Origin of the sequence: Marinomonas sp. BSi20584 (assembly GCF_002792415.1) — a bacterium.
GTDB lineage: Bacteria > Pseudomonadota > Gammaproteobacteria > Pseudomonadales > Marinomonadaceae > Marinomonas > Marinomonas polaris.
Map to the genome: position 1 here is coordinate 124,042 of NZ_KZ454877.1, position 21,345 is coordinate 145,386.

General features: G+C 41.6%; 17 protein-coding genes and 1 pseudogene. 4 read left to right on the plus strand and 14 right to left on the minus strand.

Going from position 1 to position 21,345, the window contains the following annotated elements; all coding sequences use genetic code 11:
• The first annotated feature begins 1,510 nt into the window (after positions 1–1,510).
• The gene (locus tag TY87_RS10290) at positions 1,511–2,425 is read left to right on the plus strand and encodes a LysR substrate-binding domain-containing protein (RefSeq protein ID WP_100187020.1); all 915 of its coding nucleotides are present in this window, start codon (positions 1,511–1,513) and stop codon (positions 2,423–2,425) included.
• 18 nt (positions 2,426–2,443) lie between these two features.
• Here the strand turns inward: TY87_RS10290 and TY87_RS10295 are convergent.
• The 7 genes and pseudogenes from TY87_RS10295 to TY87_RS10325 form a co-directional block, all read right to left on the minus strand.
• Positions 2,444–2,788 (minus strand): annotated as a pseudogene (locus TY87_RS10295) (NAD(P)/FAD-dependent oxidoreductase); the annotation flags it as partial.
• A 33-nt stretch (positions 2,789–2,821) separates the two neighbouring features.
• A complete protein-coding gene (locus TY87_RS10300) occupies positions 2,822–3,751 on the minus strand; it encodes an electron transfer flavoprotein subunit alpha/FixB family protein (RefSeq protein ID WP_100187021.1) in 930 nt (309 codons plus the stop codon).
• A 10-nt stretch (positions 3,752–3,761) separates the two neighbouring features.
• The gene (locus TY87_RS10305; protein ID WP_100187022.1) at positions 3,762–4,511 is read right to left on the minus strand and encodes an electron transfer flavoprotein subunit beta/FixA family protein; all 750 of its coding nucleotides are present in this window, start codon (positions 4,509–4,511) and stop codon (positions 3,762–3,764) included.
• A 31-nt stretch (positions 4,512–4,542) separates the two neighbouring features.
• Entirely contained in the window at positions 4,543–5,934 is a 1,392-nt protein-coding gene (locus TY87_RS10310; RefSeq protein ID WP_100187023.1) for an FAD-binding oxidoreductase, read from the minus strand.
• 132 nt (positions 5,935–6,066) lie between these two features.
• Positions 6,067–7,539 (minus strand): tripartite tricarboxylate transporter permease, encoded by a 1,473-nt coding sequence (locus tag TY87_RS10315; RefSeq protein WP_100187024.1) that lies wholly within the window; start codon positions 7,537–7,539, stop codon positions 6,067–6,069.
• A gap of 32 nt (positions 7,540–7,571) precedes the next feature.
• Positions 7,572–8,063, minus strand: a complete 492-nt coding sequence (locus TY87_RS10320; protein WP_100187025.1) for a tripartite tricarboxylate transporter TctB family protein — start codon at positions 8,061–8,063, stop codon at positions 7,572–7,574.
• Between the two features lie 74 nt (positions 8,064–8,137).
• On the minus strand, positions 8,138–9,124 hold the full coding sequence (locus TY87_RS10325) for a Bug family tripartite tricarboxylate transporter substrate binding protein (protein WP_012070843.1): 987 nt from the start codon (positions 9,122–9,124) through the stop codon (positions 8,138–8,140).
• Positions 9,125–9,567: 443 nt separating this feature from the next.
• On the opposite strand from TY87_RS10325, the gene hglS reads away from it, so the two are divergent.
• The 3 genes from hglS (at position 9,568) to TY87_RS10340 (ending at position 13,551) form a co-directional block, all read left to right on the plus strand.
• Complete coding sequence (gene hglS / locus TY87_RS10330; protein WP_100187026.1) at positions 9,568–10,974, plus strand: 2-oxoadipate dioxygenase/decarboxylase HglS; 1,407 nt, start codon at positions 9,568–9,570, stop codon at positions 10,972–10,974.
• Positions 10,975–11,966: 992 nt separating this feature from the next.
• Complete coding sequence (locus tag TY87_RS10335; protein WP_100187065.1) at positions 11,967–12,314, plus strand: helix-turn-helix domain-containing protein; 348 nt, start codon at positions 11,967–11,969, stop codon at positions 12,312–12,314.
• Positions 12,298–13,551, plus strand: coding sequence for a type II toxin-antitoxin system HipA family toxin (locus TY87_RS10340; RefSeq protein WP_100187027.1), 1,254 nt, complete (start codon positions 12,298–12,300; stop codon positions 13,549–13,551). The genes TY87_RS10335 and TY87_RS10340 overlap by 17 nt, the downstream gene beginning before the upstream one ends.
• Before the next feature lie 39 nt (positions 13,552–13,590).
• Here TY87_RS10340 and TY87_RS10345 read toward each other — a convergent pair whose 3' ends face one another.
• The 7 genes from TY87_RS10345 to TY87_RS10375 form a co-directional block, all read right to left on the minus strand.
• Positions 13,591–14,304: an HAD family hydrolase gene (locus tag TY87_RS10345; RefSeq protein WP_100187028.1), complete on the minus strand. Its 714-nt coding sequence runs from the start codon at positions 14,302–14,304 to the stop codon at positions 13,591–13,593.
• 2 nt (positions 14,305–14,306) lie between these two features.
• Positions 14,307–15,941: an FGGY-family carbohydrate kinase gene (locus TY87_RS10350; protein WP_198515354.1), complete on the minus strand. Its 1,635-nt coding sequence runs from the start codon at positions 15,939–15,941 to the stop codon at positions 14,307–14,309.
• The gene (locus tag TY87_RS10355) at positions 15,942–16,673 is read right to left on the minus strand and encodes an SDR family oxidoreductase (RefSeq protein ID WP_100187029.1); all 732 of its coding nucleotides are present in this window, start codon (positions 16,671–16,673) and stop codon (positions 15,942–15,944) included.
• 24 nt (positions 16,674–16,697) lie between these two features.
• Entirely contained in the window at positions 16,698–17,957 is a 1,260-nt protein-coding gene (locus TY87_RS10360) for a sugar ABC transporter permease (protein WP_100187030.1), read from the minus strand.
• Positions 17,954–18,772 (minus strand): ATP-binding cassette domain-containing protein, encoded by an 819-nt coding sequence (locus TY87_RS10365; protein ID WP_100187031.1) that lies wholly within the window; start codon positions 18,770–18,772, stop codon positions 17,954–17,956. Before TY87_RS10365 ends, TY87_RS10360 begins: the two co-directional genes overlap by 4 nt.
• A gap of 81 nt (positions 18,773–18,853) precedes the next feature.
• Entirely contained in the window at positions 18,854–19,909 is a 1,056-nt protein-coding gene (locus TY87_RS10370; protein WP_100187032.1) for an ABC transporter substrate-binding protein, read from the minus strand.
• Between the two features lie 340 nt (positions 19,910–20,249).
• Positions 20,250–21,269 (minus strand): LacI family DNA-binding transcriptional regulator, encoded by a 1,020-nt coding sequence (locus tag TY87_RS10375; protein WP_100187033.1) that lies wholly within the window; start codon positions 21,267–21,269, stop codon positions 20,250–20,252.
• Positions 21,270–21,345: the final 76 nt, after the last annotated feature.

Consider the following 21,345-nt stretch of genomic DNA (forward strand, 5'->3'; position numbering starts at 1 on the left):
TAAATTTAAATAATATATAGACTTACAATCATCTATAAATACTTCAAAATAAATATTGTTTAACATTAAAACAATAAAATATAAATAATAAACCGAAATTTCAGAATAATTACATAAATACACCATAAAAATACATAAACACACAATTATAAATAGATTTTATATTTAATAAATAATTAAATATAAACATTAAAACTTACATTTAAAACACATACAAATTTATAAATATAATTTATTTTTTTAACACCTTTCTTAATATAAAAAAACACATATTCAACTCTATTTAAATCATCTCAACCGGAAATTTAAGACTAATTAAAAAAACTGACTTACATGGTGATATTACCTATAAAAATTATAATTTTGTTAAAACCCTTGGCTAAAAAAATATAATTTAATGGGTCAAAATAACAATCTTATTTGAATTTTAGATATAAAAAAACAGGCGTTTGATAATTTATTGTAAAAGAAAAAATATGGAAAACTTTGAAGAGGAATGGTCAAAAAATGTAAGGGGGGTTCATTTTATTTGGTTGATTTCTACATAACTCTAATTTTTTATCACAGTGGAAAAATGATTGAGCACTAATCCGTTTATAGCTTACCTTAGGTCGAATAAAAAACGAAAAAGACCACAATGCGAGCTAAAAAACCATTAGTTTCGCGAGAAAATCTTCTTTTTATTCCAATAGATTTTTACAGCTCGAATCTAGCAAGTGACGGAGTATTTAAAACCTGTCTGACATTTAGTATGGTTAGTATTATTTAAGCAAAGGCATGCTCATCACCTTTAAGAAAGCTAATAATAGAAAATAATTCAAAATCTAGATATTTAATTTCAACTTATCTTTTAACAGGAAGGAATGATGAGTTGGGTAAAATAGATACGATGTTAACTAGTCAACAAGCTGAAGTGCAAGCAATTATAGCGAGGTTAGATAACACTTGCCTTTATATAAGGGGAGCTAAAAATCGCTCTAATTCTTGTGTTAGCGATGCAAATTTAGCGGTGTAACGTCAAAGTAGAAACGTCACTAACAGTGAAAAAATGACTGATACCCAGTAAACTCTGGGAGAATCCACGCAGCGTTTACTTCATATATATTTTCAGAGATCTTTACGAATTCAATTCGATCACCAAGCTCAAAATACAAATCATTTCGTACACTGTCATGAATTACAGTTTAGTGTTTAAACAACACTTTCCTCCTAGCCTTGCGAAGACAAAAGCATGGTACGATGTCTCATATAAACACTTTGAGTAATGGACAACTATAACTAACATTTCATCGCAAGCAATAAAACCGCATTTGGATGATATTATGAAAAAAGCCGAAGGTTTTTCGGTCTGATATCTTTGGCCACTCTCCAATGAATGAAGAGTATAAGCACCAACCGAGAGAACATTGACTAAGGCTTAGAAGTGTCTAGAAAAGTCCAGTTAAGTCACTACATTCGAACTTACCCAAAATTCGATCCAAAATGGAATAGAGGTCTATAGAGTAAATATATGACTAATAAATCAACAAACCCACGCCGACTTACTCCATCTATGCCTTGGCTATTAGCTTTTGAATCTGCAGCAAGAAATCTTAGCTTTACATTAGCAGCTAAAGAGCTTTCTCTCACACAAAGCGTTATAAGCAGACACATACAATCTTTGGAAGACTTACTGGAAGTTGAACTCTTTCACCGAAATGGCAAGCAGTTACAATTGAACGAAGCTGGCGCGATGTACATGAGAGAAGTAAGCAGCGGACTTCAACGAATACGTAATGCATCACAAAATTTAAACACATATAAATCCACAGCAACATCAATTAACCTCGCCTGCTTACCAACTTTCGCAGCAAAATGGTTAATGCCGCGTTTGGCAGATTTCTATGTTAAACATCCCAACATTCTTGTACACATACATGCAAAAATCCGCCAATTTAATATGGAATTAGAGGGAATGGACTGCGCTATAAGTGGTGGTGGACGAGCTTGGCCTGGAATGGCATCCTATCCTCTAGTCAAGGGCTATCTAGTTCCAGTAATTAGCCCAGCATTGCATGAAAGAGTTCCTTTCAACACGCCATCTGATGCCGGATTACATACGCTTTTACAAGTATCTACAAGGCCTGACGATTGGTTCCAATGGTTTTCTGTCCATGATCTTTCAACAACTAATATACGTCTTGGCCCTCAATTCGAAATGACTTCTCATGTACTCCAAGCCGCTATCGCTGGAATTGGAATTGCATTGGTGCCTTCTTGTCTCGTTGAAGATGAACTTACAAACGGATCATTAATTATGCCTTTCAGTCCGTCAAAAGTAGATGCACTGAAATATGACTACTCTCTACACATCACTCCTCATCAAGACCAATCTCCTACTGTTTCGGCTTTACGGGAGTGGCTTCTAGAACTGTCAACCCAATAATTAATCCCATCAGTTGTACTGGCCAACAAAATTAAAAGCGCCTCCGAGAATCGGTCCGAATTTATGCATCGATGCTCCAAAATTGCGGGAGCGAAACAGTTCATCATAAGCCCAACTAGACTTAAATTTGTCACTGAAGCTATTCAGTACAGAGCCGCTTTCATTCCCCTCAGCGATTGCTTCAAACATAGCTTCACCAGCCAACATGCCCGATTTCATGGCTGTGTGAGTCTCTTTAATCTTACTGAAATTGAGAATGCCGGCGTTGCAACCGATCAATACCCCACCAGGAAATGTCATCTTTGGCAGAGAATTAAACCCATCCCTAGTAATAGCTCGAGCACCGTATGCCACATTTGATCCTAAAGCGTGTGATTAGAAATTCTGACGGCAGTTTTAGAGCTTTGCTTCCAGTTCAGGTAGAATCTCAAACAAATCACCTACCAAGCCATAATCAGCCACTTGGAAAATTGGCGCTTCTCCATCCTTATTGATAGCTACAATCACTTTAGATTCTTTCATTCCAGCTAAATGCTGAATCGCACCAGAAATCCCCACTGCAATATATAACTCTGGTGCCACAATTTTTCCGGTCTGACCAACTTGCAGATCATTGCTTACAAAACCCGCATCCACCGCTGCACGGGATGCACCGACCGCGGCTCCTAGTTTGTCAGCAACCTTTTCAAGCAAGCTAAAGTTCTCAGCAGAGCCCAGCCCCCTTCCACCGGAAATTACTGCACTTGCTGCGGTCAACTCTGGGCGGCCTGATTTAACCAACTCTTCACTAACGAAACGCGAGCCCCCTATATCGAAGACAACATCTACAACCTCAGTATTTGCATTTCCACCTTCCGCCTTAGCCTTCTCAAAAGCTGAAGCCCGAACGGTTATAACCTTGACCGCATCTAGAGATTGCACTGTTGCGATAGCATTACCAGCGTAAATCGGGCGCTTAAATGTATCTGCAGATTCCACAGCAACAATCTCTGAGAGCTGACCAACATCAAGTAGGGCTGCAACGCGTGGCATCGTATCCTTAATGGTACTGCTCGCTGCTGCAATAATATGGTTATAGTCAGCCGCCAGCTCAACAATCAAGACACTTAGATTTTCAGCTAGCCCCTTCTCATAACAAGCATTATCAGCCAACAAAACCTTACTAATACCCATAACTTTTGCAGCTTCATCAGCAACACTCTGGCAACCGCTACCTGCGACCAGTATTGAAATATCACAGCCAAGCTGACTCGCGGCCGTCACAGCACTAAGAGTTGCTGGATTGAGTGTGCTATTATCGTGTTCAGCAATAAGTAAAATACTCATCCCATTCTCCTTAAATGACTTTGGCTTCGTTTTTCAACTTGTCGATCAACGCGTCTACACTGTCCAGCATAATACCTGCTTGTCGCTGAGCTGGCGTTTCCACTTTTAATTGTGAAATATGCTGCTTGAGCTCCACACCATAATCGGCTGGAGTCTTTAATTCTAGAGGCTTTCGCTTAGCTTTCATGATGTCTGGTAATTTGGCATAACGTGGTTCATTCAGACGCAGGTCTGTCGTAACAATCGCTGGTAGTGTCAATGATAAGGTACGTAAACCACCATCAACTTCTCGAGTAACCAGAACATCGCCTCCTTCAACCGTTACTTTCGAGGCAAAAGTGCCCTGAGGACGACGAGTTAAAGCGGCAAGCATCTGGCCAACTTGATTATTATCGGAATCGATCGATTGCTTGCCTAGTATCACCAATCCTGGCGCCTCAACTTCCATTACTTTGGCAAGCAGCTTAGCGACATTTAATGGCTCAGGTTGGCTGTCAGTTTCGATATGAATAGCGCGATCCGCACCAAGCGCCATGGCAGTACGTAGCTGTTCCTGAACGGCATTAGGACCAATTGAAACCACCACTATTTCAGAAGCTATGCCAGCTTCTTTTAGACGTATTGCCTCTTCAACGGCAATTTCACAAAAGGGATTAAGAGCCATTTTTACATTGCTCAAATCTACGTCTGAATTATCAGACTTCACGCGTACTTTTACGTTGTAATCAATAACACGCTTGACGCTAACAATTATTTTCATAAATAGGTCTCGATATTATTTATTAAGTAATTTAGTTTTTATTCGGCAAAACTTTTCCACGATTCAATAAACCTTTTGGGTCCATCGCTTCTTTTAGCCTCATCATTAGTGCTAATTCACCAGGGTTTCTAGATATGCTTAGGTGATCTTTTTTCTTTAATCCTATTCCATGTTCAGCTGAAATGGATCCACCTATTTCCTGCAGTGGCTTATAAACTAAACTCTCAATTTTAATACGCGTTTCTTCATTGGAATCCCCTGTCGAAATTGAGACATGCAAATTACCATCACCTAAATGCCCAAATACAACGACTTTGGCATCTGGCCAGATTTCTCTCACTGACACCTCTAGTTCATTAACATAAGTATCCATGTCTACAATCGGTAGGCTAATATCAAAAACAAAGCGTGGAGCAATTAATTCAGAAAGCCCTTCGATATCCTCCCGAATAGCCCAAAGACGGTCACGTTGTGTATCGGAGTTTGCAACTACGGCGTCGCTTAAAAGCTCTTTTTCAAAAGCCAATGTAATAGCCTGCTCAAATCGTTGAGCTGTCTCAGATTGGTCATTCCCCAAACTCTCTATCAACACATAAAAAGGCGCATCCGTATCTAGAGGGGCATTATGACGACCGCTTTCTTTCGTCAATAATGCATAATAACTGCGCCACATCACTTCAAATGCACCGAGCTCTCCTCCTAATGTTTGTCTCATGTGCTGCAGTAACCCAACAAGACTTTCAAAGCTGTCGCAAGCGACTAGCGCCGTTTGTGACGCAGACTGCTGTGGTTGCAATTTGAGAACCGCACGGGTAACAATTCCAAGTGTTCCCTCACTTCCGATGAACATATGTTTTAAGTCATAACCAGCGTTATTCTTCAGCATGTTGTTCATTGAACTGACCACTGAACCGTCAGCCAGTACCACTTCAAGACCTAGCACTTGATCACGCATCATGCCGTAACGAATAACTCTTATACCACCTGCATTCGTCGCAATATTGCCACCGATAGTACAAGACCCTCGTGCCCCTAAATCCAAAGCAAATTGCATCCCGATTTGCTCCGCAGCCTCTTGAACGATTTGAAGTGGCACCCCAGCCTGAACGGTCAAAGTGCCGCCCACAGGGTCGACCGATTCAATTTCAGTCATACGCTCAAGCGAGATAACTAACTCATTCGATGCAGCTACAGCACCGCGCACCAACCCAGTCAAACCACCATGTGTTACAACTGGCTGATCCGCTTCGTAACACAAAGCCATTACTTGCGATAACTGCTCAGCATTAGCGGGTCTAACAAGCGCTAACGCCAAACACGGCTCTTTTGTAATCCAATCTGCAGGTCGAGCACGGACATCCTCACCACGAAGGATATTTTTTGCTCCCACCACTTTTTCTATGAAATCCAACAAAGTATCCATACGAACCCTCAACCTTATAATAAGTTTGAATATAAAAATCTTTATAAACAGGCAGGGTTAACCCTTACCTAAAAAAGGAAATAAATAATTTTTCAATTTAGAATTAAGTCTTTAAATAAGAATAATGGCTTTCTATTTATTCCTATAAGCAAGCCATCGTTTAAAAGAAAAGAAAATTGACCCAAGTGTCAGCACGATAAAGAACCATGTAATCGGTCCTCTAAAGAAAATAGACATATCATAGTTACCAATTAACAATGATCTCCTAAGGTTATCTTCGAACATGGGGCCTAATATGAATCCAATTAAAAAAGGTGCAGAAGCAATCCCTGTTTTATTGAATATATAACCTAGAACACCAAAGCCCATCATTAACCAAATATCAAACGTATTGTTATTGACGGCATAAGCACCATAGACACAAAACATCACAATGATTGGGAATAATATTTCCTTTGGAACATCTGCGATTTTTGAGAAATATTTTATAGCGCCAAGCCCAACTACTAATAAAAATAAGGAACTGACCATGATTCCTATGAAGAGCGCGTAGATGAGCGAGAGATTATCTTGGAACATTAAAGGACCCGGCGTCAGTCCATGAATCATGAATGCCCCCAGAATAATAGCCGTCACCACATCGCCAGGAATACCAAGAGAAAGCAAAGGAATCATAGTCGCCCCTGCTACACCGTTGTTTCCAGCTTCGGCTGCTGCAACGCCCTCTATTTCACCTTTACCAAAATTTTCTCTATTAGGAGATTTTCTTCTCGCCTCACTGTAAGAAATAAAGGCTGCTGCGGTCGCACCACTACCTGGAATAGCACCAATGATGACGCCAATGAAACTGCCTCGAACAATCGTTTTAAGACATCTTTTGAACTCACTCCAAGAAACCTCTTTGCCATTTGCATTGATAACAATTTTTGATGCGACTTTTCGTTGGTAAAAACCAATCACCTCAGGGATAGCGAAAAGGCCAATTAGCAAGGGAATAAACGAAATCCCATCCATCAAATTGTAGTCATCAAAAGTAAGTCGTTGAGATCCATAAACAGGGTCTAAACCTACTAAGGAAATCATGAGCCCTAATGCAGCCGCTAAAAAGCCTTTGAGAACGGAAGCCCCTGATAAAGACACGATGATGGTCAGGGAGAAACAGATAAGCCAAAAGAATTCCGGAGCACCAAAATTTAAAGCTATTTTCGCAAGGTACGCAGCAAAAAATATCAGTGAAATATTAGATATGATATCGGCTATCACTGAAGAATATAGGGACATTTTTAGTGCTTTCTTCGCCTCGCCATTTTGCGCCATAGGATAGCCATCCAATAGCGTACAAGCTGAAGCAGGTGTGCCTGGTGTACGGATCAATATTGCTGTTATCGACCCACCATACATACCACCTTTATATATCCCCACTAGTAGAAGTATCGCTGAGACAGGCTCCATAGAGAATGTAAAAGGCAATGCTAACGCCACAGCCATGGTTGTTGTAAGCCCAGGAATAGCACCAATTACAACACCTAAAAAGACACCGATAGCAATTGCAATGAAGTTATCCCACACAAAAAAGAGCGATAAAACTTCTGAAAAATTTTCCATAAAACAATCCTAAATATACTCAAGAATCTTATTTAATAAGGCATTACAGGTAATGGCACACCTAGAACCTTGGTAAACAATAAAGTGATAACAACAGGAATAATAAATGCGAGGCTATATACCCATTTTTTTCGAATTGGGTGAGCAGCAAAGAGTATAAGAGTGGCTAGGACGCCACTAAATATGGCGCCAATTAACTCAAAAAAAGACAAATAGACTACCAACGCCAGAGCCATTAACAAAAACCGTAAAACGGGGCCTCGTTCAGAACCAGCGGATTCCTTATTGTCTTTATCATTACGGAATAAACCTTGGATAATGAGCAAAATCGCTATTAGAAAAATCAACCACCCCATATAACGAGGTAGCCAGCTTGGAGACATCATAGGATTCTGAACCAGTGCAGGCTCAGTCACATATTGAGGGATAAGATAAAACAATAACAGGCAAGCGAAGGCCAGCATCACACCGCCAACCAAGACTGTCGAAATATCAGCAGATGATTGCTTAAAACCTTTGAACATTTTAGGTACCTTATTAAGCTTACTAGTATTGAGAGAGGTAAGAAAAAACCTACCTCTCTCGCTCGGTAACCACATTAGTTCTGACGAACACCAGCTTCTTCAGCAACCATTTTCCAACGCTCAACTTCTGAGGCAATAAACGACTTAAAGTCCTCACCAGAAACAGAGCTCTTCTCAGCGCCCATTTTGTCGATGAATTCAGTAAACTCTTTTCTTTCTTTCACACGTTGCAATGCTGCTTGTAATACCTCAACGCCTTCATCCGGGAAGCCATTTCCTGCAATTACGCCATTCCACACGGTTGTCACAAATCCACCCAAATCATAACCTTCAGTTTCTATAACCGTTGGCACATTAGGTAATGCCTTGAAACGAGTTTTTGAAGTGACGGCAAGAGCTTTCAACCCACCAGACTGAATATGAGGAAGAACGGTAGAAGCGTTTTCAAATGAAACATCAACATCACCACTTAAAAGAGCAGGAAGTGCTGCACCACTACCAGGGAATGGAACAGCAGTGAGTTTTGTTTTAGTCAGTGTTTTAAATAACTCCCCAGACATATGTATGGAGCTGCCAACGCCTGGATGACTGAAGGTCATAGGCTTAGATTTAGCCGCTGTAATAAATTCAGCAACGGTGTTGTACGGACTACTAGAAGGCACAACCATAATATTTGGAGCATCAAGCAGCTTTTCTATAAATTTAAAATCGTTTACAGCGTCATAAGGAAGGTTAGGATAGATGGAGGCTCCAATTACATGCCCAGGTGATGCCATCAAAATAGTGTGATCAGCATCGCGACCACCACGAGCAAGTCGCCCCGTCGCTACTGTTGAACCGGCACCAGGTCGGTTCTCTACTATGATGTTTACGTCCAGTTCTTTTTGCAGTAAATCCGCCACTTGACGCGACAGTACATCCGTATTGCCGCCCGCAGAATACGGCACTACTAAGTGGATGTCCTTGGTTGGCCAATCAGCATAAGCAGAACTTGCCCCCAATCCCATCACAACACTTGAAGTAACAAGAGAAATCGCGATAACTGCATTTTTAATCTTCATTTTTTGCCTCTTTTATTTTTATTTCGGCTTTGGGTTTTTATTTGTATGTTCAATACGCATACACATACTCTTAAAAAGAAAAGCACAAGACAACATCAAAATATGAACACCTTTCATTCATTTTATGAATGCATAATTTTTTATGCTTTACTCTCCTCTAAAAAAATACATTTAGAAAAATTAAAAAAAACCAACCAAAACAAAAACCTCATCAAAAAATCCCCTTCCCAAACCTTAAACAACTTCAGGATCAATGCCCTTATCGTGCTAAAAAATTTTGAACTCCAAGTCTTCCATTCAAATTTGGAATGATGTTATGCATATAAATCGCTTTATGTTTTAAGCTAACCTAAACCAAACTGATTCGTGTTAAAGGTATAAATGAGCGTACTAGTCCGCAGATTAAAAAAATCCAATTAAATAATTCCAAAAGGTTTTTAACCATGCAGCCAAAGAATGAGAATTTTGTTAACCCATCTGAAATCCGCGCGCAGTTTTCTAAGCACATGTCTGATATGTATCGAGAAGAAGTACCTCTTTATGGTGACCTACTCTCTTTGGTGGAGGACATCAATCAAGAAGTACTAGAAAAATCACCAAATACTAAAGCTCATTTAGAACGAACTGGCGAGTTGAAACGCCTATCCATGGAACGTCATGGAGCTATTCGTGTAGGCACACCATCTGAGCTTTCAACGATTCGTCGTCTTTTTGCCGTCATGGGAATGGAACCAGTTGGATACTACGATTTAACACCAGCGGGTGTACCAGTGCACTCCACAGCGTTTCGCGCAGTACATGAGGAAGACTTACAAATCAGTCCTTTTCGAGTTTTCACATCGTTACTTAGACTCGAATTGATAGATAACGGAGAGACACAGCAACTCGCAGCAAACACGCTGGCTAAACGACAAATATTCACTTCGAGAGTATTAGAACTAATCGAGCAGTGTGAACTCAACGGTGGACTGAGCCAAGTTGATTCTGAGACTTTCATTAATGAAGCGTTAGAGACGTTTCGCTGGCACAAGACTGCAACCGTCACAAGTGACGAATATAAAAAGCTACATGATCAGCACAGATTAATTGCGGATGTGGTTGCCTTCAAGGGACCTCACATCAACCACCTGACTCCCCGCACACTAGATATCGACCAAGTTCAAACTCAAATGCCAACTCGAAACATTACGCCAAAAGCCGTTGTTGAAGGCCCACCACGTCGTAATTGTCCTATTTTACTACGTCAAACTAGCTTCAAAGCCTTACAAGAAAAAGTGGCGTTCAGCGATCAAGACAGTGAAGCAGGCAGTCACACTGCTCGTTTCGGTGAGATTGAACAACGCGGTGCGGCTTTAACTCCAAAGGGTAGAACACTATATGATGAATTGCTGAATGCTAGTCGGTCTGAATTGAAAGAGTTTCCTAATGAGGAAAACGCACAACGCTACACAGAAATACTAGAAAAACACTTCTCTCAGTTCCCCGATAATCATAAGGAAATGCACGATCAGAACCTCGCCTACTTCCGCTATTTTGTAACGGATAAAGGCTATGAAGCATTAAACAATACGACTATTCCAACTAACTTAAAGGACTTAATTGATGCCGGCTACATCGAGTATGAACCGTTAGTATATGAAGACTTCTTACCAGTTAGTGCTGCCGGAATCTTCCAGTCAAATCTCGGAGATAACGCTCAAACAGACTACAAAATTTCATCCAATCAGACAGAATTTCAAAATTTTCTTGGAGCAGAAGTACTTAACGAGCTAGCTCTTTACGCTAATACGCAAAAGCGATCAATAATCAAATGTGGCGAAGCACTCAATATTGCACAGCTTAAAGCTTAATATCAAATAGTGAAGCCAACTCCAAACAAGCTGTTTGCAATGCGCTTGTGAACATTGCAAACAGTCTAACGGCATGTAAGTACACCACTAACTAAGTGATATATTTCGCTCATTGGCGATAAAAATTGGCTAGAAAATCTGACTAAAAAAGTATCTTTAGGATTAATCGCAACTCAGCACTAATCGACGAAGAAGAGAGCTAACTGCTCTCTTTTTTATGCCTGTACGAAAATGACAGCAATATAGGCAACTTTTCAATTACACCAAACAAGCCAAACAGCCCGTAAACACCAAGAAAAAACAGAGATGTTTGGAAAATTTAAGGAAAATAGACCTCTACCATGTCAAGGTTACTCTGAACATTCCCTTACATGACAATGAACTACTTTATATAACGTATTCAACGCCTTAGTAAACACACATCCTTTGAATCAAAGCAATATAAGGCAATAAAGCTCTATATCAGGGGATTTTGGCCCATTTTGGCTCATGACCTCTACCCTTCGAATCAAAGCATCTCAAATTACCCCATACTTTAAAGGCAAAAATACCCATAAATGCATGGTTTAAATTGCTTTGAATCAAAGCATAATTTTGGACATATTTGTTACTTTGATTCGTAATAAAATTGAATTTCAGTGGGATTAAAGCCTTCTCAGCACTATAAAAGGTCTACAAAAAATAACCTATAACGTATTATTTTGTAGACCAATTCATAAAATAATTTGCTCAAGACCACCCTGCTTTCACGCTCAATTTTCCTCTATAGCAACTTTCACCAACTTAGTCTTCATAAAGGTGATGATGAGATTATCCGCAATATTCAAATCACACCATGATTTGAATAGGTAGGCTATTTGAATTATCAACGGCTATCTCTATGCCACTTACACTAATCATTAAGCCCGAAAAAAGAAACTCTTTAGTTGCCTTAAACCAAAATAGCAACTAATATGTTTCTATACATTAAAAAGCAACTTATTAGTTTCCTTATGATAAATCTACTACAGCAAATCAAAAATCGCCGTTTAGCACTGAAACTCAAGCAGAATGACATGCTAATGCGTATTGGTATTTCTAGGCAGCAATACCAGCGGCTTGAAGCAAAAGGCAACCCAAGACTCGATACGCTTGAACTGATTGCCCAAGGTCTAAATAGCGACGTCATGCTGATTCCAAAAGAAAAGCTCACAGCCGTTTTAACCGTACTTGAAAGTGATGACCACAACGCATCTTTACCAAATAAACAGCCAACTCATGCTGACGAACAAAAAAAACTATCGGATGATCCATGGAAAGGACTATTAGAAGATGGAGACGAATATGACAACGGAAATTAGTGTTCTTAAGTTGACGTTACATGGCCATCTAGTGGGATATTTGGCGGGGGCAAAAAATGGACGTAATCTTCTTTATTTTGCTGAAAGCTATCAATCAAGCACAACACGCCCTACTTTTAGCTTAACCACCCATCCAAATTTTCCACGTGCCAACAAAATGCTATCTGAGCCATGGGCGACAAACCAACGCCTGCACCCTATTTTGTCTAATCTATTGCCTGAAGGCTCATTACGAGAACTGATCGCTCAAGGGCTCAAAACTCATGTTGATAATGAGTTCCATATTTTGTCTTATCTGGGTATGGATTTACCGGGTGCATTAGTCGCTGAACCGATGGAGCCTGAAGATGTTCCTGTCCATTTATTCTCATCTCATGGTCAAGTAAAAGCGGTTAAATTCGACAAACTCAGCCAAGAGAACAAGTTCTCCTTGGCAGGCGTTCAGATGAAGTTTTCCATGAAAGAAAAAGACGGTCGATATAATCTTTCGAAAGACAATGTGCTTGGCGATTGGATTGTGAAAACACCCTCTACTAAACACAAAGAAGTGCCCGCAAACGAGTTCACAGCCATGACTCTCGCCTCTCTCATTGGCGTTGATATTCCTGAAATAAAATTGGTCGAGATAGACCAATTAGACAACCTTCCTCAAATCAATCTTCCTGATGAAAAATTAGCTTTCGCCATAAAACGATTTGATCGACGTGACGATCAACGCATTCATATGGAAGACTTTGCTCAAGTTCTTGTGAAGTACCCACATGAAAAATACAGTTCAGGCAACTACGAACAAATAGCAAAAATCTTGTATCAGTTTTCTGGTGATGGTCTAAATGACGCCCAACAACTTGCCCGTCGTTTACTCGCCAACATCCTATTAGCAAACGGCGACGCCCATTTGAAAAACTGGAGCTTACTGTATTTAGATCAAGTAACTCCCAGACTCTCGCCTGCTTACGACATAGTCACCACCAGTGTTTATATTGAAAACGAACAACACTTCGCTCTTAACCTTGCAAAGACGAAGGCTTGGTATGATGTCTCATATAAACACTTTGAACATTGGGCAATTAAATCAGATATTCCATGGCGAGCGATCAAACCACATTTAGACGATACGATGGAAAAAGCCAGAAGCCTTTGGCCTGAGGCTTTAAAAAACCTACCGATGAATGAAGAGCATAAAAAACGACTGAAAGAACATTTGCAGAGACTTCATGAGGATTTTCGAGTTTGATGGTGTCTAGTAAAGTCTGATAAGTCCATTACTCTTAGGTTAGTTGATCTCTGATAGCTTCTCAACCACTTCAGCAACCTCTTCATAGCTACTTACAACCCAATGGGCTCCAGCCTCAATAAGTCGTTGTTTGTGATTTGGATGCTTTGCATGAGAGCCAGCAGTCAGGCCTATACAAAGCATCCCGGCACGTCGAGCGGCTTCGACACCAGCAGGACTGTCTTCAATAACTAGAGCACAGTCCGCAGGAACAGACATATTTTTTGCTGCAAATAAAAACAAATCCGGTGCTGGCTTGCCACTTTGAACCATAGTGGAAGAGAAAATATTGCCAGCAAAATACGACTTAAGCTTTGTAGCAGTTAGACTCACATCAATTCGTTCTGGATGAGAGGATGAAGCAACGCAAACAGGCAAATCGAGTGATTCAATGAAGCTCCTTACACCTTGAACGGGCTGTAGCTCTTCTTTAAAACACGTAAACAACTGTTTGTTCATTTCATCCAACGATTCCTGCGATAGCATTACGCCTTGTTTAGCAAACAATTCATCCCGTGCCGATTTCATACTGCGACCTTGGAATTGTTGAATTACCTCTTCTTCACTCAGTATTCCACCTTGTTTAAGAATCACATCATGCAAAGCCGCAATAGACAAATTTTCACTGTCAACTAACACGCCATCGCAATCAAAGATAATTAACTTGAGCTTTCCAAGTTCAGATGCCACTGCTATTTCAGTATCGAATGTCACGGTTACAACTCCCTAGCAACAGATTGAAGTCTACAAAACGCTAAGAATCGAGCATCATGCTGTTTGCAGATATCAGTCTCGGCCGGTAAATACTTTTTCCCAAAAGAAGACATGGCTTTCATCGCACTTTCTAAGTTGGAATATCTGCCAGCAGCAACCGCGGCTAGCATAGCGGTTCCAAGCATGACGGGTTCATCCGAGCTTGGCGCAATAACCTCTTTACCAGTTGCGTCAGAAATGAGCTGACGCACCAATGGGTCTTGTCCAGCACCGCCACTGATAATAACCCTTGAGATGGTCAACCCTTGTTCTGCCTGAGCTTCGATAATTTGTCGCAACCCATAAGCAAGTCCGCAAATACCAGCGATATAAAGTGTTACTAGGCTATCAATAGATTTATCCATATTTAGCCCCGCTATGATTGCTCTGGCTTTTGGATCAGCAAAAGGTGCCCTATTACCCAAAAACTCAGGGACAACGTGAACACCCTTGGCTAGATTGATCGCTTCACTCAAATTATGAATGTTTGATTTAGCACGATTAGACAGCCATACACTCAAAGGAAGTTTGGCTTCCTTTGCTAACTGCTGCGCTTCGGCCGAAGAAGGATGCATCATTACCAAGTGATCAATTGCTGCCCCTGCCGCAGACTGGCCAGCTTCGTTAAGCCACATTTCTGGGAGCATTGCTGAGAAATAAGGCCCCCAAACACCGGGAACTTTTATCTCAATTGATGAGGTCGTTAAGGTACAAGCCGAGGTGCCAAAAACATAAGCCATACATTCAGAGGGCGCAGAAATTCCGTCTTCTGTTAGCGCTCCAACAGATCCAATAGCGCCAGCATGAGCGTCAATTAACCCAGCCGCCACAGCGGTTCCTGCGTTTAACCCAAGTTGCATTGCAGCACTATCCGTTAAGCCTTGAGCTAACGATATTCCTGGAGAAACAACCTCAGAGCCGATTTTTGAAAACTGAGTATGAGATAAATCTTCTAACCCAATGGCTTCGAAATAAGAGGCGTCCCAACGGCTTTCATGGGCAAGATAAGTCCATTTGCACACAAGCGTACAAATAGACCGTGCCAATGAACCTGAAGCCCTAAAGGTAAGGTAATCCGTTAGATCAAAGAAATGCGCAGCTTTGTGATAAGTCTCTGGCAAGTATTTTTTAAGCCACAATAATTTCGGTGTTTGCATCTCTGGTGAGATGCGATTCCCAACGTAGTTTAAAACACTATGACCGAGTGCATTAATATCATGAGCTTGGTCCGTTGCTCGTTGATCCATCCAAACAATAACATTGCGTTCCGCAATGTTATGCTCGCCAACGGGTAAAGGGGCAAAGCTCTCATCTACGACCACTAAAGAGCAGGTGGCGTCGAATGATAAGCCAACAATAGCATCAGCAGACAATTTCGATGCACTGACGACGGACTTCACACAGGCACAGATGACTTGCCAAATATTGTCGGACGATTGTTCGTATCGAGCATCGACATCTTGAAACGTTGTGATCTCATGCTTCGCAACATGTAGCATATTACCTTGTAGATCAAATAAGCCAGCTCTAGCGCTTCCTGTTCCAACATCGACCCCAATCACATAAGACTTGGAGGTTTTATTCATTAAGCTGTTCATTTATAAATCCACACTATTGGGTAAAATCACGAGGTCACGAATCGTAATATTGGCAGGTCTTGTGAGCATAAAGACAACACCATCAGCGACTGCCTCTGGTTGCATTAAGCTACCATTAGCAAGCGCCTCTTCCATTTTGGCTTTTGGCCAATCGTCTAATAAAGCAGTTACTACAGGGCCTGGAGCGATAGCGCCAACACGAATGGAATGCACGCTTAGCTGGCGACGTAGTGTGTGAACAAACGCCTGAATCGCATGCTTAGATGCAGTATAAATTGGCTCCCAAACCACAGGAACAATCCCCGCGATAGAGCTAGTAACAATAATGTCGCCACTTTTTTGAGCGATCATATGTGGCAAGACAGCATGAACGGACCTAAAGACAGAATTAATGTTTAAATTCAGCATACGGTCCCACTCATTAGGGTTCCCTTCAGCAAAAACACCACCGACATAGCCCCCCGCGTTTGCATGGAAAGCATCTAAACGACCATCTGTTAAAGACAAAATACCTTCTAACATATGATCCACTTCTTCGTTTTTCAAAAGATCGATAACTAAAGGCAGCGCTTTACTGCCAAGCTCCTTACACGCTTTTTCTAGTGCGGTTGCGGAACGGTCAATTAACACAACGCTAGCACCTTGTTCTATAAAGGCTTTTGTACACGCCAAACCAATACCGGATGCCGCGCCAGTTATCGCAATTACTTTTCCATTTAAATTTGTAGTCATACACTTTACTCCTTAACGATAGCGTTACGCTTTACCATGAGAAACACGACTTTGACGGGCTAAACTGTCTACAATTACGGCAATGGCTAATACTGCGCCAGTAATCATGTAACGATGAGAAGAAGACAGGTTTAGAAGAGTTAATCCATTTGCAATGGACTGGATAACAATAATTCCTAACAGTGCAGACCACGCGGAACCTCGGCCACCGAATAGACTTGTACCACCAATAACGGCAGCGGCAATTGCATTCAAGTTTACATCGCCTGTGCCTGCTTGCTGACTTGCTGAGGCCAAACGAGAGGCAGCTAATACGCCTCCTAAGGTCGCTAACGAAGAGCACAGTACAAAGGCACTGATATAAATTGCTTTAACATTAATACCGGCACGGCGAGCGGCTTCAGCGTTGCCGCCAACAGCAAACATGGAACGTCCCCATTTAGTTCGAGTTAACGCATAGTCCATACTGATAACCAATAAAACAAACAGGGCAAACATCCATGGCACGCCACGGGATTGATTTAAGTACATTACTACTGCTTCTAGGGCAAAAGTAACGATCAGCGCTTTGAAGACAATACTGTTCACACTCTTGGCAGATAGGTTTACAGCCTGACGTTTAATGCGAACACGCAACCCCATAACCACAATTACAACCCCTGGAATAAAGGCAAAAGTATAGGCCGCCCAAGCAGGCATAATCATCAATTGTCCAAAGTCCACCATTGACGAACCATACGGAAGGTTAATGGAGCCTGTAGAGCCCAATACGAAAAGTTGGAACCCCAGTAGCGCTAACAATCCAGCCAACGTAGAAACAAAGCTTGGCATGCCGAATTTAGTGCGTAGGAAGGCGTACCCAAAGCCCATCATGGCACCCATACAAAGACTTGCACCAATAGCCAAAGGCAGTGGCCATCCTTGATTTATCCACAACATGCCCAACAGCGCAGAACCAACACCACTCATAGAACCAACGGATAAATCAATTTCCCCAAGCATCAAGACGCAGACAATCCCCAGTGCGATAACGCCCACCGTTGAACAATCAAACAGCAGATTTACAAGGTTGTTTGCAGACAAGAAAATAGGATTAATCGCAGTAAAAATACCCCAAATTAGCACAAGCCCGATGACAACAGGCAAAGACCCTAAATCACCTGATTTAACACGATCAATAAAGGCGCTAAGGCCGCCGGAAAAATCATTTGCATGGGTTACTCGTTCATCGCTGCGATCTAGAAGACCTACGTTGTTAATGTTTTCTTTTGTTTGATCACTCATAGTACTTCTCCAACGTTTTTATCCGCTTCAGCTAAACGTTTTGCTCTTCGAGAAACGGCATTGTCTGTTGCTCCAGTGATGGCACCTATTAGCTCTTCGTTGGAGGCATCAGCGCTAAACACTCCGTTATTTTTACCTAATCGTAATACCACCACACGATCAGCAACCGCTCGTACATCTTGCATATTGTGGGAAATCATAATGACGCCAAGACCTTTTGCTTTGACGCGTTCGACTAGGTTCAATACCTCAGCGGTTTGAGCCACACCAAGTGCAGCAGTAGGCTCATCAAGCATGATTATTTTTGGATTGGTTAATAGCGAACGTGCAATCGCCACTGTTTGTCGCTGTCCGCCCGAAAGTGATGCCACAACATCACGAACGCTAGGAATACGGGCAGCAAGCTCGTTTAATAATTTCCAAGACGTCACCTCCATTTGCGTTTCATCAAGGTGCAAAGGGTTTTGTTCTTGCCCAAGGAAAATGTTCGCAACAACATCTAGGTTTTCACACAATGCTAAATCTTGAAAAACTGTGGCAATGCCAAGACTCAAAGCATCGCTTGGCCCATCCATTACCACTTCTTTGCCTTCAAAATGAATCGTTCCAGACGAAGGTGAATGCGCGCCTGCTAAGGTTTTAATGAGTGTTGATTTGCCTGCGCCATTGTCTCCAACTAAAGCAACCACTTCGCCAGGATAGACATCAAGATCGATGTCAGTAAGGGCTGCTACGGCACCGAAATTTTTAGACACTTTGCGCAAACTCAGGATAGGCTGAAGCCCTTCCGAGCGTGCAGAAGTATTGGAAGACATGGTCTGCTCCACTAAATATAAGTTAGGAAAGACGCCACTCAGAGGAGCTGAGTGGCGGAGCGTATAATAATCAATGCTAAATTAGCGCCAGATACCAAGCTCAATACAGCCAGCCAAATATCGGCCAGTACACACATCACCAGCGAAGGTAACGCCACTATCAAAGACAATTTCTTTGATATTTTCACGAGTCACAACCTCTGGAACAAACAACTCAGATGGTGTGTTATACAGCGTTGTTTTTGCCATTGGCTTAACACCATTTAACATTTGCACGGCCACGTTCGCCGCAGCGGCAGCAACGATTTCAGAAGGCTTCGAAATAGTATTATATTGGTCGCCCGCAATAATCAGCTGTAATGCTGCGATAGTGGCATCATTCCCAGTAACAGGAGGAAGAGGGTTCACACCTGCCGCCTTCAATGCGGCAATAGCACCACCGCCAGTACCGTCATTAGCAGCAACAACACCTAAAATATTCGAACCAAATCGTGCGATTTGTCCATTTGCCCATGTTTGAGCCTTTGGTGGCGCCCAATCTGGCGTATCGTATTCTGCTATTGTGGTGTATCCGCTATTATCCAAACCTTCGTCAATACCATCTCGGATCAAACCAGCTGCTGCATCAGTCGGAGAGCCATTAATCTGTAGAATGCCACCTTTATCCTTTGGCACCCCCATCTTCTCTAAATGCTTAACTAGGCTTTCTGCAATGGCTTTGCCTATACCTTTGTTGTCAAAAGACACATAAAAATCAGCAGCTTTACCTGGAATAGGACGGTCATAGGCAATGACTTTCACGCCTTGGCTTTGTGCTAAATTCACTAGAGAAGCAGCTGCACTGGAATCTACTGGGTCCAACACAATAACTTTTGCGCCTTGTGTAATGACTGAGTTAAATTGTTGCTGTTGCAAAGACACGTCACCATTTGCATTTTGATAGATCAATTTACAATCAGCACATAGCTTATTCATTGCGGCCTTAAAGCCCGGGAAGTCATGTTCTTCGTATCGAGTAGATGCCTGATCTGGCATCAAAAACGCTACTGTCGATGCCGCTTGAGATTGCGCTGCAAACGTTCCGAAAGTAACGGCAAGCGTAGTAAAACCGATTATTTTTGTTGCTATAGATTTCATTACTTACACTCCGATCAATAATTTTAGGCGAAAATCACCCACATCAGCCAAATAGTGGCTAATGCTTTGCTCCTCACTCTTACTCTATTGGTTAAACAAACTCAGATGTAATACACTAAACCCGTCTTGCATCACTGCTCCAACAGTCATGTAAGTCGGTTAGACATCGTAATTGATCGCTAACCTTAGCTAAGATGTAGGGTTAATTTGTTTTGGTAAAACGTCAGTATTACCGGCTCTATTTCTCTCAGATTAATTCTGCATCTTGGCCTCCTCATTCAAGTTTCAGTGGTTATATTTAAAATGATCGGAACCCGATCACTCTCTTTCTTTAGATATCTTAAATCTGCTTCATAATGCTTTTTACTGAATGACGCTCAATCAGGGTTGCATCAAGAACAGTAGCATTTGGATCAATGTTTTTTCTGTCCGAATCAATGCGCTCGAGTAATTTACTCCAAGCACTTGCAGCGACTTCTTCTACAGGCTGACGTATTGCCGTAAGGCTAGTGCTTCGTGCAGACATCCAAGCGTAATCATCGAAAGCCACCAACGATATGTCTTGACCTACTTTAATATTGCATTCAGCAAGGGCTGTGAGCGTGCTAAGCGTGGTCACGTTGGTTAATGCAAATATTGCGGTAGGTTGAGGATTATGTTTTAACCAATTGGTAATCTTTACTGCTCCTTCTTCTAATTCAGACCCTAATTCAATCACGTTAGGCTTTGTTAGCTGGGATCTTCCCATTGCTAAAAAAGCGCCTTCGACACGTTCACGGATCGGCGGAAAGGATAAATTGGAAGCAGCAATAAGGATGTTTTCATGTCCAGCATTTGCCAAATGTTGACAAGCTAGATCGCCAGCGGCTCGATTATCAATCGTTACTGTATCGAAAGGCGTGGCATGGACAGAAACACGGTCAATTAATACGGTTGGACAAATATTCTTTAGGTTTAGTAGTGATTCGGACAACTGCCCAGAACATGGAATAGCGATCATGCCAGCAGGCCGCCAGCTCATCAGCGCTTTAATGCGTGATGTTTCTACATCGATACGGTCGTGGGAACTCGCAACAATAACGTCGTAACCATGTTCAAAAGCAAGGTTTTCAAGGTGGGAGACAATGGTAGCAAAAAACGTATCTGTGATATTTGGCACCAAAACCGTTACAACTTTATTTCGTTGTGAACGTAATTGGGAAGCAGCGCGGTCGACTTCATAGCCAAGCTGAGTCGCGGCTAAGCGCACTCTCTTTTTAAGGTCGTCATTAACTGGTTTCTTGCCTGAAAAGACATTAGAAACGGTAGCTGTCGACACTTCAGCTAATTTAGCGACTTCACGGATGGAAGGCTTTCTCATTGCAAACGTACCTTTTTTGTATTTATAGTTAAACGTTTAACAGCAATAAGACTAGCAAAGAAATATAATAATAGGC